A 15,714-nucleotide genomic window follows, 5' to 3' on the forward strand; every position below is an offset into this window, starting at 1 on the left:
CATCTTCGTTAAGATGAAACCGCGTGTTTCCGCCATTGGCCCATGACTTGCTTAAGCTTTTCGCATGTGGAGCAAATTCGCCAGACTGTTCGTCATCAAGACCAAGTTCGAAGCCTTTCTGGTGATCTATGGTCTGGGGTTGGGTGCGGTCGAACGCGGGGTGCATTATCTGTACCAATATCCGGGCTTTGGCGGCTGGCTGCTCTTTGCGGTTTGTCCGGTCGCGGTCTTCATGGCCGGCACGCGGATTCTCGATTCGATCGAGCGGCAACAGGCCGATTGACGCAAGGCTGCGACCCCCAGCTTTCAGGCGCAACAGGATAAGTTGATCGCGCCGGGGCAATTCGCCACTATCTGCAACGTCAATGAGCCTGTCCCTCACCCATCTCCAACGCCTCGAAGCCGAGAGCATCCACATCATGCGCGAAGTGGTCGCCGAGGCCGAGCGCCCGGTGATGCTCTATTCGGTCGGCAAGGATTCGGCGGTGATGCTGCATCTGGCGAAGAAGGCGTTCTTCCCGGCGCCCCCGCCCTTCGCGCTGCTCCATGTCGATACGACCTGGAAGTTCCGCGACATGTACGCGCTACGTGATCGCGCCGCGGCCGATGCCGGCATGAGGCTGATCGTGCACAAGAATCCTGATGCCGAGGCGCGCGGGATCAACCCGTTCGATCATGGCAGCTTGCACACCGATCTGTGGAAGACCGAAGGGCTGAAACAGGCGCTTGAGGCCGGCGGCTATGACGCGGCGTTCGGCGGCGCGCGGCGCGACGAGGAGAAGAGCCGGGCCAAGGAGCGCATCTTCAGCTTTCGTTCGGCGCATCAACGCTGGGATCCGAAGAACCAGCGCCCCGAATTGTGGCGGCTGTACAATACCCGCAAGGCGAAGGGCGAAAGCTTCCGCGTATTCCCGCTGTCGAACTGGACCGAGCTCGATATCTGGCAATACATCCTCGCGGAAAATATTGAGATCGTACCACTTTATCTCGCCGCTCCGCGCCCGACGGTGGAGCGCGACGGCCTGTTGTTGATGGTCGATGACGATCGTTTCCGGCTGCGTCCGGGCGAGGTCCCGGTCCAACGATCGATCCGCTTTCGCACGCTTGGTTGTTATCCGCTGACCGGTGCCGTCGAAAGCACCGCAGCAACCCTGCCCGAAGTGATCCAGGAGATGCTGCTGACCACCACCAGCGAGCGTCAGGGCCGTGCGATCGACCATGATCAGTCGGCGAGCATGGAGAAGAAAAAGGCGGAGGGGTATTTCTGATGGCCACCGCTTCCTCCTTCAAACCCGACGATCTCATCGCATCGGACATCACCGAATATCTCGCGCTGCATCAACGCAAATCGCTGTTGCGTTTCATCACCTGCGGCTCTGTCGACGACGGAAAATCCACACTTATCGGGCGCTTGCTCTATGATTCGAAGATGATCTTCGAGGATCAGCTTGCCGCACTCGAAGCCGACAGCAAGCGTGTCGGCACGCAAGGGCAGAACATCGATTTCGCCTTGCTGGTCGACGGGCTCGCCGCGGAGCGCGAACAGGGCATCACGATCGACGTCGCCTATCGTTTCTTCGCGACCGAGAAACGCAAGTTCATCGTCGCCGACACGCCGGGTCACGAACAATATACCCGCAACATGGTGACCGGCGCATCGACCGCCGATTGTGCGGTGATCCTGATCGATGCGCGCAAGGGCGTGCTCACCCAGACGCGGCGCCACAGCTTCCTCGCGCATCTGATCGGTATCCGACACATCGTGCTGGCGGTGAACAAGATGGACCTGGTCGATTATGAGCAGACCATATTCGACGAGATCGTTGCCGATTATCGCCTGTTCGCAGACTCGATCGGGATCGAGGCCTTCACGGCGATCCCGCTTTCAGGGCTTGCCGGCGACAATATCGCCAGCCGCTCGACCGCGATGCCCTGGTATGGCGGCCCGGCGCTGATCGAACATCTCGAGATCATCGATCTCGAAGGAGATGCGGCGCGGGCACGTCCGTTCCGCATGCCGGTGCAATGGGTCAACCGGCCCGATCTCGATTTTCGCGGTTTCGCCGGGCTGCTTGCGAGCGGATCGATCAAGCCGGGTGACAAGATACGCGTGCTTCCTTCGGGCCGCACGAGCAGTATCGCGCGGATCGTCAGCATGGATGGCGATCTGGCCGAAGCCGTTGCAGGCCAATCGATCACCCTGACGCTGACCGACGAAATCGATTGTTCGCGCGGCGATGTCATCGTCGCCGCCGACGCGCCACCACAAGTGGCCGACCAGTTCCAGGCGACTTTGGTGTGGATGGCGGAAGAGCAATTGCTGCCCGGTCGCGCTTATTGGCTCAAGCTGGCGGCGCAGACGGTCAGCGCAACGATCCAGCAGCCGCGCCATGCGATCGACATCAACACGCTCGCCGAATTGTCGGTCAAGACGCTCGGCCTCAACGATATTGGTGTGACCGAGGTCTATACCGATCGACCGATCGTGTTCGAACCCTATGCGGAATCGACCGATCTTGGCGGGTTCATCCTGATCGACAAGCTGACCAATGCGACCGTCGCCGCGGGCACGCTGAGTTTTGCGCTGCGTCGGTCGCAGGACGTGCATTGGCAGGCAGTCGATATCACCCGCGCCGCGCACGCCGCGCAAAAGGGCCAGACCGCAAAACTGCTCTGGTTCACCGGCCTGTCCGGGTCGGGCAAATCGACCATCGCCAATCTGGTCGAGAAGAAGCTTCATGCGCTTGGGCGCCACAGCTTCCTGCTCGATGGCGACAATATCCGCCACGGCCTCAACAAGGATCTCGGCTTCACCGATGCCGACCGGATCGAGAATATCCGCCGCGTCGGCGAGGTCGCCAAGCTGATGACCGACGCCGGGCTGATCGTGCTGACCGCCTTCATCTCGCCGTTCCGCGCCGAACGCGACCTGGTGCGCGGCATGATGCCTTATGGCGAATTCGTCGAGGTGTTCGTCGATACACCGCTGGAGCTGGCCGAAGCGCGCGACGTGAAGGGGCTTTATGCCAAGGCACGCAGCGGCACGATCGCCAATTTCACCGGTATCTCCAGCCCCTATGAGGCACCCGTCAATCCCGACATTCGCATCGATACAGTGCGCGAGAGCCCGGAAGCGGCGGCGGAACGCATCGTCGAGCATATCATGGGCGTATGGAGTCCCGACTTGTGACCTCATCCATCCAGACCGACGCCGAACTCGCCCGTGCCGTGGCACTGGAAGCGGGCGCGCTGCTTCGCGACCTGTGTGCCACCGGCGATTGTTCGGGGGCGGCGCTGGGCAAGCGCGGCGACGTGCAGGCCAATGCCGCGATCATCGCCCATCTGAAAGCGGCGCGCCCCGACGACTTCATCCTGTCCGAAGAGGCTGCCGACAATTCGGCGCGTTGTTCGGCGCGACGCGTCTGGGTGGTCGATCCGCTCGACGGGACACGGGAATTTTCCGAAGAACGCGATGATTGGGCGGTGCATATCGGCCTGGCCATCGATGGCGCTCCGGTGATCGGCGCGGTCGCCCTGCCCGCCGCGCATAAGGTCTTCGCCACCGACGATGCGCCGCCGGCTTACCCACCGCTCTCGGGTCGTCCGCGCATGGTGGTCAGCCGCTCACGTCCACCCGCGGTCGCGGTCGCGGTTGCCGCCGCGCTCGATGCCGAGATGATCCCGATGGGATCGGCCGGTGCCAAGGCGATGGCAGTGGTCGAGGGCCGCGCCGATATCTATCTCCATGCCGGCGGCCAATATGAATGGGACAATTGCGCCCCCGTTGCCGTCGCCTTGGCCGCCGGGCTGCACGCCTCGCGGATCGACGGCAGCGCCCTGGTTTACAATTGTCTCGATCCGCTGCTCCCCGATCTGCTGATCTGCCGGGTGGAGCTCGCTGAGCGCGTGCTCGCGGCGATAAGAGCGGCCGATCTCGACTGAGGCGAGGCTATCCGGTCGTCGCCGGCGCATTTCTGAACGCGACGTTTTGCACTGGCTTTGCTAACTCCTACGCACTTCAGCTCGAACGAGGTGCCTGTGAGTGTAATCGCCGCCTATCTCTACCGCGATGGCAAGCGCATTCAGCCGATTTCCATCGATGAGCCGACACCGTGCAATGGCGACAAAAAGGAGTTTGTGTGGATCGGCCTGCACGAACCGACCGACGCCGAACTCCAGACGCTGCAGGACAAGTTCGGGCTGCATCCGCTCGCCGTCGAGGATGCGCAGAACAAGCACCAACTGCCTAAGCTCGACGTCTATGGCGATCAGCTGTTCGTCGTCGCTCGCACCGCGCACCTGAACGGCGACAAGATCGATTACGGCGAAACGTCGATCTTCGTCGGGCCTAATCACATCATCAGCGTGAGGCACGGTTCGGCGCGCGGGCATGTCGAGTTGCGCGCTCATCTTGAGGCGGCGCCCAATTTACTCCGGCACGGCGTCGATTATGTCCTCCACGCGATTCTCGACTTCATTGTCGACGGGTATCTGCCGATCGTCGAGACGATCGAGGAAGAAGTGCTTGAGATCGAAACGCAAACGCTGGATGCCTCACTCTCGCATGAAGACACGAAACGACTGTTCACGCTGCGTCGCGAGGTGATCCGGTTCCAGCGCATCATCAGTCCGATGGGCGAGGTGATGAGCAAGCTGTTCAACCTGGACGTGCCGTGCATCGACGCGGAGACAAAACCCTATTTCAAGGACGTGCTCGATCATGTGCGGCGGGTCGAGAACATGACCGGCGGCTTGCGCGACGTTCTGACATCGGTGTTCGAAGTCAGCACGTTGCTCGAACAGCAACGTCAAAGCGCGATCACGCGTCAGCTCGCGGCCTGGGCAGCGATCCTTGCCGTGCCGACTGCGATCGCCGGCATTTACGGCATGAATTTCGAACATATGCCGGAACTGAAGACGAAAAACGGGTATTTCATCTGTGTCGCGGTGATCCTGGCCCTGTGCACTGCGCTCTATATCCGCTTCCGGAGGGTCAAATGGCTGTGATGCCCGACGGCGAGGCGATCACGCCGGCTACGCCCGCTCAGGTGCAGCGCCGCGAACAGATGTTCCCCACCCTTTCCAGCGACGATATCGCGCGTGTCGCGCGGTTCGGTGGGCGCCGCGATTATGCGGCGGGCGAGCGGTTGTTCACCACGGGTGAGCGCGGCATCGGTTTGATGGTGCTGCTGTCGGGTCGCGTGAAGATCGTCCAGCACGACGGCGCCGGCCATATCAGCCCGGTCGTCGAACATGGCTCGGGCGCGCTGATCGGGGAAATCGCCAGCCTGTCGGGCCGTCCCGCATTGGTCGATGCCGACGCGGTCGAAGCGGTCGAAACCTTGATCCTGGAACCGGCCGACCTGCGTGCTCTGATCGTCGCGGAGGCCGATCTCGGCGAGCGGATCATGCGTGCGTTGATCCTGCGCCGGACGAGCCTGATCGATGCCGCCGCCGGCGGGCCGATCCTGATCGCGCCCGGCGACGACCCCGGGCGCATCCGATTGGCAGGATTTCTGCGCCGTAACGGCTTGCCTTTCAGGTCGCTCGATCCGGCGAGCGATGAAGAGGCGGCAGACATTGTCGCACACCTTCATCCCGCTGCAGCGGATTGGCCGCTTGCGATCCTGCCCGACGGCACTGTCCTGAAAAATCCGACCGATACCGATATTGCCATGGCGATGGGCATGATCGGCACGCCCGATTGCGGGTGCGTCTATGACGTCGCGATCGTCGGTGCGGGCCCGGCAGGGCTGGCCAGCGCGGTCTATGCCGCATCCGAAGGGCTGTCGGTGATCGTGCTAGATTCGCGCGGCTTTGGCGGCCAGGCGGGGGCGAGCGCGCGGATCGAGAATTATTTCGGTTTCCCGACCGGCATCACCGGCCTGGCACTGACCGCACGCGGCTTCGTCCAGGCACAGAAGTTCGGTGCGGAGATCGCCATTCCAGCGCAAGTCACGTCGCTCGAATGCAGCGATGCGGACGGGGTTCACCGCCTCCATGTCGATGACGGCCGGGTTTATCGCGCGCGAAGTGTCGTGATCGCCTCCGGCGCGCGTTACCGCCGCCCGAATCTCGATCGCCTTATCGAATTCGAGGGGCGCGGCATCTGGTATTGGGCGTCGCCGGTCGAGGCACAGTTCTGTAGCCAGCAGGAGGTGATCCTGGTCGGCGGCGGCAATTCGGCGGGCCAGGCGGCGGTCTATCTGGCGGGGCACGCCGCCAAGGTGCGCATGATGGTGCGGGGCGACGGGCTGGCCGCAACCATGTCGCGGTACCTGATCGACCGCATCGCGGCCAATCCGCGAATCGAATTGATGAGCCGAACCGAAGTCGTCGCGCTCGAAGGCAGCGCGGTGGGACTGGAACGCGTATCGTGGCGCAACCGCGATTCGGGCGAGACGACCGACGCGCCGATTCGCAACCTTTTCCTGTTCATCGGCGCCGATCCGGCAACCGAATGGCTTGGCGATTGCGCCGTGTTGCCCGACGACAAGGGCTTCGTCGCGACCGGTCAGACCGCCCTTGCATTGCAGACCAGCGCACCGGGCGTGTTCGCGATCGGCGACGTGCGGGCGGGGTCCGTCAAGCGCGTCGGCGGGGCGATCGGCGAAGGCGCCAATGTCGTGGCCCAAATCCATCAATATCTGGCGGGTAGTTGACCTTCAGACAGGTTGGCGCGGCGTGGCGTTACCTAATTCGGTGGCCTCGGCCAGCTCACTTCTGAGCAGCGGAGTGGCATGATCGATGAATGCGCGTAACGCGCCGCGTTTTGCCGGCTCGGGATGAAAGACGAGATGAACCGGAAACGCCGGCGGTTCGAATTTGGGAAGCAGGCGGATAAGACGCCCATCGGCCAAATGCTCGGCCACCTGATACGATAGCGGCCGGATCACGCCATGACCGCGGAGTGCCGCGTCGATTGCCGCGCCCGCGCAGTTGAGCGACAATCGCGCTTCGACCCGCACCGCTCTGACGCGTGATCCATCCCTATTCGGCTGGATGAAAGACCATAATTCGCCATCGCCCTCGCCGTTGAGCCCAATGCAGTCGTGATGCTCCAGATCGCGTGGATGCTCGGGCAAACCGCACCGAGCAACATAGTCCGGTGCCGCGCAGACGAAACGATGGACCTCGCCGAGCCTGACCGCGGTCAAATTCGAATCGCCGAGCGGCGCGAGCCGCACGGCCAGATCGATGCCTTCGCCGACGAGATCGACCATGCGATTGAGCATCAGGACGCGCGCCGAAACCTGGGGATGGTCGGCAAGGAAACTTTCGACGACTGGCATGAACTTTAGCCGCCCGAACAATTCGGGCGCGGTTATCACGATGGTGCCGGCAATCTGGCCGGGGACTGCGGCGAGTTCGCTCTCGGTGAGCTTCGCCAATATCTCTCGCCATATCGCGACCTTGCGCTCGCCGGCCGTTGTGAGGCTCAGCCGCCGCGTCGACCGCAGCAACAGCTTTTCGCCGCCAATTTCCTCCAGCATTGTCACTGCCCGCGTCGCCGCCGCCGCAGAGCGCCCATGCCGCCGCGCAGCCGCTGCCAATGACCCTTCATCCACCGCGGCAATGAGCAAGCTCATCGCGTCGAGACGATCCATCATTTCATATCCTGCAATTCAACCAGTCATGAATCACGCATTATATCGCTTGCCGCAATTCTTATTTTGATGGTGTCGTTAATCGAGGTGTTATCATGCTCCCACAGGTTGAAACTCTGTCGCGTCGCTCCCTCCTGGCAACGCTCCCACTCGCCTTGACAGCCGGGGTGCTTATGCCAGGCCAGGCTGCGGCGCAGCCGAAGCGCTCCCCCCGCGAAGAGGCGCCGTTGCCCAAGACCCGATATCGCACCCAAAAGGTCGGCGACGTGGACATTTTCTACCGCGAATCGGGTCCTGCCGACGGACCTGTCATTCTGATGCTCCACGGCTTCCCGACAGCGAGTCACATGTTCCGCGATCTCATTCCCGAACTGTCAGACCATTACCGCGTGATCGCGCCTGATCTGCCAGGGTTCGGACAGACCAAGGCGCCGCCGCGTGGAAAATTCGATTATAGCTTCGATAATCTGGCGACGGTGCTCGGTGGTTTCGTCGAAGCGATTGGGCTCACCCGATACGCGCTCTACATCTTCGATTACGGCGCGCCGACTGGCCTGCGCCTTGCCATGGCGCATCCCGAACGGATCACGGCGATCGTCACGCAGAACGGCAACGCCTATCTCGAAGGGCTGAGCGCGGAATGGGGCCCGTGGCAGGCCTATTGGCGCGAACCTAGCCCCAGGCACCGCGAGGCGACTCGTGGCTCGCTCAGCGACCAAGCGATCCGCTTTCAATATGAAAATGGCGCACCGGTCGGGTTGGTCTCGCCAGATGGTTATCTGCTCGACACCTTCTACATGCACCGGCCCGATGCCCAGGAGATCCAACTCGACCTGATCCTGAGCTATCGGACCAATGTCGCGCTCTATCCGGCCTTCCAGGCCTATTTCCGAAAATTCCGGCCGCCGGTGTTGGCGGTCTGGGGAAAGAACGATCCCTTCTTCATTCCTGCCGGGGCAGAGGCTTATCGACGCGATAACCCGGATGCCGAGATCCATCTGCTTGATGCCGGACACTTCGCACTCGAGACGCACCATCATGAAATCGCCGGCCTGATGCGCGATTTCCTCGACCGAAAACTATCGGTTTAGCGGGTTAGGCCTCCCCGTGCGCCCTGGCCGGAAGCAAAAAAGGCCGGGTCATTTCTGACCCGGCCTTTGCCCGCTACTCGCGGAAAACTATTGGCGCACCCGGAGCGATTCGAACGCCCGACCCTCAGATTCGTAGTCTGATGCTCTATCCAGCTGAGCTACGGGTGCGCACTGGAAGGGGGCTGATAGAGGCATGATCCGCGCGGCGCAAGTGCGTTGCGCACGACGAATGCGACGCATAGAGCGATAAGTGATGACGCACCCCAGAACGCCGCTCCGCCTCGCCGCACTTGCCGGCTTCGCCCTGACCGCTTCGGGCTGTGCCGAGCGACACGCGACGCAATATCCGTCGCTGCTGCCGCGGCCGATCGAATCGCGCAGCGATGCCGAGCCGCCCGCCGCGCCCGTCGCGGCGGCAGAGCCCGATCCGGCGCTCGACAAGCGCATTGCCGATACCGTCGCCAACTTGAATGGTGCGAAGAAGGACTTCGCGATCGGCGCAGCCAAGGCGGAGGCACTGGCCAAGGCGGCGCGGGGCCAGCCGGTGGGCAGTGATCGCTGGCTCGACGCGCAGACCGCGCTGGCCGAGCTGGACGTGTTTCGCGCCACCACCTCCGCAGCGCTGACCGATCTCGAAGAGGCGACGATCGCTCGCGCCACCGAGGGCAAGCCGCCCTACCCCATGCTTGAGGCCGCGCACGACGCGGCGCAAGCCGAACTGGACATGGAAACGGCGAAGATCGGGACAATTCAGGCCTCGATGCCCGCGGCCTGAGCCTTAACCCGCTCCCTTCACCAGGGGGAGGATCGTCGAGTAATCGTCGCTCCACGGGGTGAAGCGCGGATAACGCGGGACCGGTGCCCAGGCCGCATCGCGTGCCTTGAGCCTGGCGATCGTCGCCGGATCACGCGACATCGCGATCCACACCGATGCCGTTTCCGCCGGGCTGGCGTTCACGCCTGGCAAATAGACGAGCTTGGCCGCGCTCCATTTGCCCGCGACGGCCGCAGACGACACCACCGGCTCCAGGTTGAGGAACCGGTTGGAGATATGAACCAGCAGCACACCGCCATGCGACAGGACGCGGCCATAAGTGTCGAACGCTTCTCGCGTCATCAAATGCATCGGCACCGAATCCGATGAAAAGGCATCGAGCGCGAGGATATCGAGCCGAGCGTTCGGCTCGGCGAGCAGGCTGAGACGCGCGTCGCCGATGATGATCTTCGGATTGGGCAAGCAGCGCGACAGGAAGCTGAACTGCCCGGTGTCGCGCGCGATACGCACCACGGTCGAATCGATCTCGTAGAAGCGCCAGTCCTGACCGGGCCGGGCATAGCAGGCCAGGGTACCGGCACCGAGCCCGACCACGCCGACACGAGCATGGTCGCCATAAAGTATGGGCAGCGCCATCATCGCCTGCCCGACGCCGGAATTGCGGACATAATAGGCGGTCGGCGTGCGTTCGCGCTGCTCCGTACCGAGCAGCTGCGTACCATGGACGGTGGTGCCGTGTGCGAGTTGCTGAATCGCCGAGTTTCCGCGCACGGTGTAAACACCGAAATAGCTGCGGACACGCGCATCGGGCTCCATCGAGATGATGATCGAGCGATAGCCGCCGAACACGATCAGCGCGCCGCCCAGGACGATGACGAACGCGCGCCGCACACCCGTCACGAACAGCCCGAACAGAACGATGATGAGGAACACGAATGGCGGCGTCGGTTTGCCGTCAAGACCCGCCGATGCCGAATTATGGATGACCCAGAGCACCAGCAGCACGACGACCAGCGTGAACGCCAAGGTGATGATCCACTGGCGCTGCGCGGTGCCGTGCCAGATGCGCCGCACCGGATCGATCAGGAACGATTGCGGCACCAGCGCGCCGGCGGCGAGGATCAGCAACGGATATTCATAAGTCCAGTCGAACACCAGCGGCGCAATAAGCGCGGCGAACATCCCACCAAGCACGCCGCCGAGCGACATAGCGAGATAGAAGCCGGTCAGCCGATCCGGCGTCGGACGCAGCCGGTACATCGCGGTATGCAGCGCGACAGAAGCCATGAACAGCAACATCAGCGCGAGCCCCGCACTGAGATAGGGCCGCCCGTGGGATCCGCCGGCCATCACCCCGCCGAACAGCAAGATAGTGACGGGCGCAATTCGCGTCAGCAGGTCGGCGATGGTCCGGTTCGCGGCAAAGGCGATCGTGAAGCTGAGCAGATACAGGCCGAGCGGCATGACCCAGAGCAACGGCATCGCGACGACATCGGTGGTGATGTATGTCGACGTCGCAAGCATAAGGCCGGACGGCACCAACGCCAGCGCGACCCACAGCAGTTTGCGCCCACGCGTCGGCGATGTGCTGATTTCGACCGGTTCTTCGATCGCCGCCGCACGCTTCGGCAGCGTGATGGCGCACGCCGCGACAAGGAACACCACCAGCGCATAGGCGGCGCTCCACAACACGCTCTGACCATGGATGGCGAGTTCCGGCTCGACGATCAGCGGATAGGCGATCAGGCCGCCGAAGCTGCCGAGATTGGACGCGGCGTAGAGCGCATAGGGGTCGCCGCCCTTGCTCGAGATGCTGAACCAGCGCTGCAGCAGCGGCGCCTGTGCGGATATCGCAAAGAACAGCGGCCCGATCGACGCGCCGAGCAGCCACGGCACCCAGATCGCGGGTTGCGCATCGGCAGGCAGTTGCATCGACATCAGGCCGATCGGCAGCCACAGCGCGGCGACCAGCAGCACACCGAGATGGATCACGGCCTGTTTGCGCGGACTGACCCTTCCCAGCCAATGCGCATAGGCATAGCCGCCGAGCAGCAGCGCCTGATAGACCAGCATCGCCGAGTTCCACACGGCCGGCGCACCGCCGAGCCGCGGCAGCGCCATGCGCGCGATCATCGGCTGGACCAGGAACAGCAGGAACGACCCGGACAGGATCGCGATGACGAACAAGGGCCGCGCGAGGCGTGCCGGGATCGAGGCATCAGCCATTTGTGGGACGGTCGATCCGGTAAAGGATGTGACGTTTGAGCGGGCTGTTGTCGGTGACCAGCGGATGATCGAAATCGCCCCCGACGACGCGGTGCATGCCCAACCGCTCCATCAAGCCCCAACTGGCGCTGTTGTCGGGCACGGTGATCGACGCGATGTTGCGGGCATCGGTATTGGCCCAGGCCCAGTCGAGACTCGCCTGTGCCGCTTCGCGCGCATAACCCTGCCCCCAATAGTCGCGAGCCAGCCGCCAGCCGATCTCGACCTCGCCGGCGATCGGCGTACCGGGGGCGCCCGGTTTCAACCCGCACACGCCGATCGCGGCGCCATCGCTGCGCCGCTCGACTGTCCAGAAAGTGAAGCCGTAATCGCGCAGATAGCCATTCATCCGTTCGATCATCGCGTCGAGCGCCGCGTCGTCCTCCACCGCAATCAGGAAACGCATGACCTCAGGATCGTCGCACTGCGCGCGCAGTGCGGTACGATCGCGCACCTCATAGGGGCGCAGGATCAGGCGTTCCGTCTCGATCATGCGGTGTCGTTCCTTGGCCCTGAGAATGACTAGCGCGCGAGCAGCTTTGCCGCATGCGCCGCGTGATAGGTCAGCACGCCCGAACAGCCCGCGCGTTTGAAAGCCATCAGCGTTTCCAGCACCAGCGCGTCGCGTTCGCCGGCGCCGGCCGCGACCGCCGCCTCGATCATCGCATACTCGCCCGACACCTGATAGGCGAAGACGGGCACCTGGAATTCCGCCTTCACGCGCAGAATGATGTCGAGATAGGGCAGCCCCGGCTTGACCATCACGCTGTCGGCGCCCTCGGCAAGGTCGAGCGCGACCTCGCGCAGCGCTTCCTCGGCATTGGCCGAATCCATCTGATAGGTCTTCTTGTCGCCTTTCAGCAGCCCGCGCGAGCCGACCGCGTCGCGGAACGGGCCGTAAAAGGCGCTGGCGTATTTAGCGGCATAGGACATGATCTGGACGTTGTGATGGCCCTCGCTTTCAAGCGCTTCACGGATCAGGCCGATGCGGCCATCCATCATGTCCGACGGCGCGATGATGTCGGCCCCGGCCGCAGCCTGATTGAGCGACTGGCCGACCAGCACCGCGGCGGTCGCGTCGTTGATCACATAACCGGCCTCATCGACCAGCCCATCATGGCCATGCGCGGTATAGGGGTCGAGCGCGACATCGGTGAGCACGCCGATATCCGGCACCGCGTCCTTGATCGCGCGGATCGCGCGGCACATCAGATTGTCCGGGTTGAGCGCTTCGCGCCCGTCGTCGGTGCGCAAGGCGGGCGGTGTATTGGGGAACAGGGCAAGGCAGGCGATGCCGAGATCTCGCGCCTCTTTGGCACGCGCGACGATCGCATCGACCGACCAGCGCGACACGCCGGGCAGCGAGGCGATCGGATCCTCGACCCCCTGCCCCTCGGCGATGAACAGCGGCCAGATCAGGTCGGCAGGCGTGAGCACGGTTTCGGCATGAAGCCGACGGCTCCACGCGGAGGCGCGGGTGCGGCGCAGGCGAAGTGCGGGGTATCGAGCGGACATGCCGCGCTTGTGGTTGATCGTGCCCGACGGTGCAAGTCACGCAAGCGTTACGGGGTCGAAACCGTGCCCGGTGCGTTGGGGCCGACAATCACTGAGAAAGTCAGCCTCTCCTTATGTCTCAAATCCGTTCCGCCGCGATGATCGTCAATGCCAAGTCGCGCAAGGGCCAGGCACTGTTCGAACGCGCCTGTGCGGCGATGAAGGACCTGCCCTTTCCGGTCGATGCGCACGCTGTCGAAGATCCCGACAAGCTCGACGCGACGATCGACAGCGCGCTGGCGAAGAAACCCGATCTGATGATTCTGGGCGGCGGCGACGGCACGATCAGCGGGCTGGTGGACAAGCTTGTCGGCACCGGCACCGCGCTCGCCGTGCTGCCCTTCGGGACCGCCAACAGCTTTGCGCGCACGCTCGGCATTCCGCTCGATATCGAAGGCGCGGTGAAGGTCATCGCGAGCGGCCGGCTCAAGCGGATCGATCTCGGCATGATCGACGGCGATTATTTCGCCAATTGCGCGGCGATCGGCATTGCGCCGCAGATCGCGCGCGGCGTGCCGCACGGTTTGAAGAAATATCTTGGCCGGGTCGGTTATCTCGGCTGGGCGGCGTGGGAGTTTACCCGGTTCAAGCCGTTCACCCTGATCGTTGGCGAAGGCGCGGACGAGCGGCGGATCGCGGCGGTCGAGGTGCGTATTTCCAACGGCCCCTATCATGGCGGCACGGAGCTGAACGATCAGGCGGCAGTCGATAATGGCGTGATCGTCGTCCAGGCGGTGACCGGCCATGTGAAGCGCCGGCTGATCAAGAATTGGGCGGCGAGCGTATTGCGGCTCGATGCGCGGCACGAAACCACGGTAGCGATCAGCGGCACATCGCTGAAACTACGCACCGAACCGCCGCTGCCGATTTCGATCGACGGCGAGCTTCTGGCGAAAACGCCGGTCACGGCGAAAGTCGCCGCCGGGATTATCGAGGTAATGGTGCCAGCCTAGCGCTCAGCCCGTCGGGTGCTGCCGACCTGCGGGCTCGGTCGTGGCGTGTGCCGCCTCGCCGGTTTCTTCGGGATCGGGCGGCACCGCGAGGATGCCGCGCTTCCAGCCGCCGTAGCGGTAATAGAGAAAGGCCAGCACCAAGGTGACGCTCGAGCCGATCGGGAAGCTCCACCACAGGGCGTCCGCGCCGAGATACGGCTTGGCGAAAATTGCAAAACCGATACGTGCCGGATAAAGCGCGACGATCAGCGACAGCAGCGGCGCCCACACCGCGCCGTTTGCGCGCACGGTCGAGAACAGCACCATGGTCATGCCGAACAGCACGAAATTCCAGCTCGCGATCAGCTGAATATGCCGCGCGATCGGCATCGCCGGGCTGTGATCGCCGAGGAACAGCGCCATGACCGGCCGATCGAACAGGATTACCGCCGCGACCATTGTGCCGGTCAGCAGAAAGTTGGCCAGCAACCCCGCATTGGTGATGCTCGAGACCCGATCCCAACGGCCAGCACCGATATTCTGCGCCGCCATCGCGCTGACCGCCGCGCCGATCGCCAGCGCGGGCATCTGGATGAAGCCCCATAATTGCTGAGAGACGCCATAGGCCGCCGCGGTATCCACGCCGAGGCGATTGACCAGCCCGACCATGGTCAGGCCGGCGGTCGACATGACGAGCATCTGTGCGCCCATCGGCAATCCCTTGGCGACGATCGTGCGCACCAGCGCGGCCTCTGGCAGCAGGAAACGAAGCTCGTGACCGCGCAGCCGAATCGGCAGGTCACGGCGGTAGATGTAGAACAGCAAGGCGATGACCGAGATCAAATTGGCCGCCAGCGTCGCCAGCGCCGACCCGGCGATGCCGAGCGCGGGAAACGGCCCGATGCCGATGATCAACACCGGGTTGAATATGGTGTCGAGCAGCGCGGTGAGCCCCATGAACCACAGGGGCGTCATCGAATCGCCCGACCCGCGCAGCCCCATGCTGAGCAGGACGAGCAGCATCGATGCCGGCAGGCCGAGGAAGATGACACGCAGATAATCCAGCGCCAATTGCATCGCATCGCCCGGCGTCGCGAGCAGATGCAGGATATCGGGCGCGAAGATCCATCCAAGCGCCGAGATCACGACCGCGCCGCCAACCACGAGGCCGACCGCGGATCCGAAAGCGCGCCGCGCCCCCTCGATATCACGCCGTCCGACGCTCTGGCCGATCAGGATCGTCGCCGCCATGCCGAAGCCGAACACCGCGCCAAAGGTCAGGAACATGATGATATTGGCGTTGGAGGTGGCGGCAAGCGCACCTTCGCCCAGGAAGCGCCCGACCCAGATCGAATTGATCGCGCCGTTGAGCGTCTGCAGGATATTGGACGCAAGCGTCGGTAGCGCGAACATCAGCAGGGTGCGGCGGATTGGGCCGGTGGTCAGGTCGCGTTGAGGCGGTCCGCTTGGTTTCGTTGCCATGGCCCGCC

At 63.6% G+C, this 15,714-nt stretch carries 14 protein-coding genes and 1 tRNA gene; 9 read left to right on the forward strand and 6 right to left on the reverse strand.

Features of this window, described 5'->3' with window-relative positions; all coding sequences use genetic code 11:
• The first annotated feature begins 64 nt into the window (after positions 1 to 64).
• The 6 genes from ACVWZA_RS06635 (at position 65) to ACVWZA_RS06660 (ending at position 6,662) form a co-directional block, all read left to right on the forward strand.
• Positions 65 to 283, forward strand: a complete 219-nt coding sequence (locus ACVWZA_RS06635; RefSeq protein WP_457310379.1) for a hypothetical protein — start codon at positions 65 to 67, stop codon at positions 281 to 283.
• An 82-nt stretch (positions 284 to 365) separates the two neighbouring features.
• The gene (gene cysD / locus ACVWZA_RS06640) at positions 366 to 1,268 is read left to right on the forward strand and encodes a sulfate adenylyltransferase subunit CysD (RefSeq protein WP_457310380.1); all 903 of its coding nucleotides are present in this window, start codon (positions 366 to 368) and stop codon (positions 1,266 to 1,268) included.
• Positions 1,268 to 3,190, forward strand: coding sequence for a sulfate adenylyltransferase subunit CysN (gene cysN, locus ACVWZA_RS06645; protein ID WP_457310381.1), 1,923 nt, complete (start codon positions 1,268 to 1,270; stop codon positions 3,188 to 3,190). The genes cysD and cysN overlap by 1 nt, the downstream gene beginning before the upstream one ends.
• Positions 3,187 to 3,942 (forward strand): 3'(2'),5'-bisphosphate nucleotidase CysQ, encoded by a 756-nt coding sequence (locus ACVWZA_RS06650; RefSeq protein ID WP_457310382.1) that lies wholly within the window; start codon positions 3,187 to 3,189, stop codon positions 3,940 to 3,942. The genes cysN and ACVWZA_RS06650 overlap by 4 nt, the downstream gene beginning before the upstream one ends.
• A 96-nt stretch (positions 3,943 to 4,038) precedes the next feature.
• A complete protein-coding gene (locus tag ACVWZA_RS06655; RefSeq protein ID WP_457310383.1) occupies positions 4,039 to 5,007 on the forward strand; it encodes a magnesium and cobalt transport protein CorA in 969 nt (322 codons plus the stop codon).
• The gene (locus ACVWZA_RS06660) at positions 4,998 to 6,662 is read left to right on the forward strand and encodes an FAD-dependent oxidoreductase (protein ID WP_457310385.1); all 1,665 of its coding nucleotides are present in this window, start codon (positions 4,998 to 5,000) and stop codon (positions 6,660 to 6,662) included. The genes ACVWZA_RS06655 and ACVWZA_RS06660 overlap by 10 nt, the downstream gene beginning before the upstream one ends.
• Positions 6,663 to 6,665: 3 nt before the next feature.
• Here ACVWZA_RS06660 and ACVWZA_RS06665 read toward each other — a convergent pair whose 3' ends face one another.
• Complete coding sequence (locus ACVWZA_RS06665; protein WP_457310386.1) at positions 6,666 to 7,610, reverse strand: LysR family transcriptional regulator; 945 nt, start codon at positions 7,608 to 7,610, stop codon at positions 6,666 to 6,668.
• Between the two features lie 224 nt (positions 7,611 to 7,834).
• Between ACVWZA_RS06665 and ACVWZA_RS06670 the strand changes: the two genes are divergently transcribed.
• Positions 7,835 to 8,698 carry an alpha/beta fold hydrolase gene (locus tag ACVWZA_RS06670; RefSeq protein WP_457310387.1) on the forward strand — a complete coding sequence of 288 codons (864 nt, stop codon included), beginning with the start codon at positions 7,835 to 7,837 and terminating at the stop codon, positions 8,696 to 8,698.
• A 91-nt stretch (positions 8,699 to 8,789) separates the two neighbouring features.
• On the opposite strand, the gene ACVWZA_RS06675 is transcribed toward ACVWZA_RS06670, so the two are convergent.
• Positions 8,790 to 8,866 (reverse strand) — tRNA-Arg (locus ACVWZA_RS06675).
• 85 nt (positions 8,867 to 8,951) lie between these two features.
• On the opposite strand from ACVWZA_RS06675, the gene ACVWZA_RS06680 reads away from it, so the two are divergent.
• The gene (locus ACVWZA_RS06680) at positions 8,952 to 9,473 is read left to right on the forward strand and encodes a hypothetical protein (protein WP_457310389.1); all 522 of its coding nucleotides are present in this window, start codon (positions 8,952 to 8,954) and stop codon (positions 9,471 to 9,473) included.
• Positions 9,474 to 9,476: 3 nt separating this feature from the next.
• Here the strand turns inward: ACVWZA_RS06680 and ACVWZA_RS06685 are convergent, their stop codons facing one another.
• From ACVWZA_RS06685 to hemB, 3 genes are read right to left on the reverse strand one after another with little or no spacing between them, the layout of a single operon-like run.
• Positions 9,477 to 11,699: a spermidine synthase gene (locus ACVWZA_RS06685; protein WP_457310390.1), complete on the reverse strand. Its 2,223-nt coding sequence runs from the start codon at positions 11,697 to 11,699 to the stop codon at positions 9,477 to 9,479.
• Positions 11,692 to 12,231, reverse strand: a complete 540-nt coding sequence (locus tag ACVWZA_RS06690; RefSeq protein WP_457310391.1) for a GNAT family N-acetyltransferase — start codon at positions 12,229 to 12,231, stop codon at positions 11,692 to 11,694. The genes ACVWZA_RS06685 and ACVWZA_RS06690 overlap by 8 nt, the downstream gene beginning before the upstream one ends.
• Before the next feature lie 29 nt (positions 12,232 to 12,260).
• Positions 12,261 to 13,253: a porphobilinogen synthase gene (hemB, locus tag ACVWZA_RS06695; RefSeq protein ID WP_457310392.1), complete on the reverse strand. Its 993-nt coding sequence runs from the start codon at positions 13,251 to 13,253 to the stop codon at positions 12,261 to 12,263.
• A gap of 113 nt (positions 13,254 to 13,366) precedes the next feature.
• Between hemB and ACVWZA_RS06700 the strand changes: the two genes are divergently transcribed.
• Positions 13,367 to 14,245, forward strand: coding sequence for a diacylglycerol/lipid kinase family protein (locus tag ACVWZA_RS06700; protein ID WP_457310393.1), 879 nt, complete (start codon positions 13,367 to 13,369; stop codon positions 14,243 to 14,245).
• Between the two features lie 3 nt (positions 14,246 to 14,248).
• Here the strand turns inward: ACVWZA_RS06700 and ACVWZA_RS06705 are convergent, their stop codons facing one another.
• On the reverse strand, positions 14,249 to 15,706 hold the full coding sequence (locus ACVWZA_RS06705; protein WP_457310394.1) for an MATE family efflux transporter: 1,458 nt from the start codon (positions 15,704 to 15,706) through the stop codon (positions 14,249 to 14,251).
• Positions 15,707 to 15,714 lie beyond the last annotated feature (8 nt).

This window comes from Sphingomonas sp. UYAg733 (assembly GCF_054057355.1).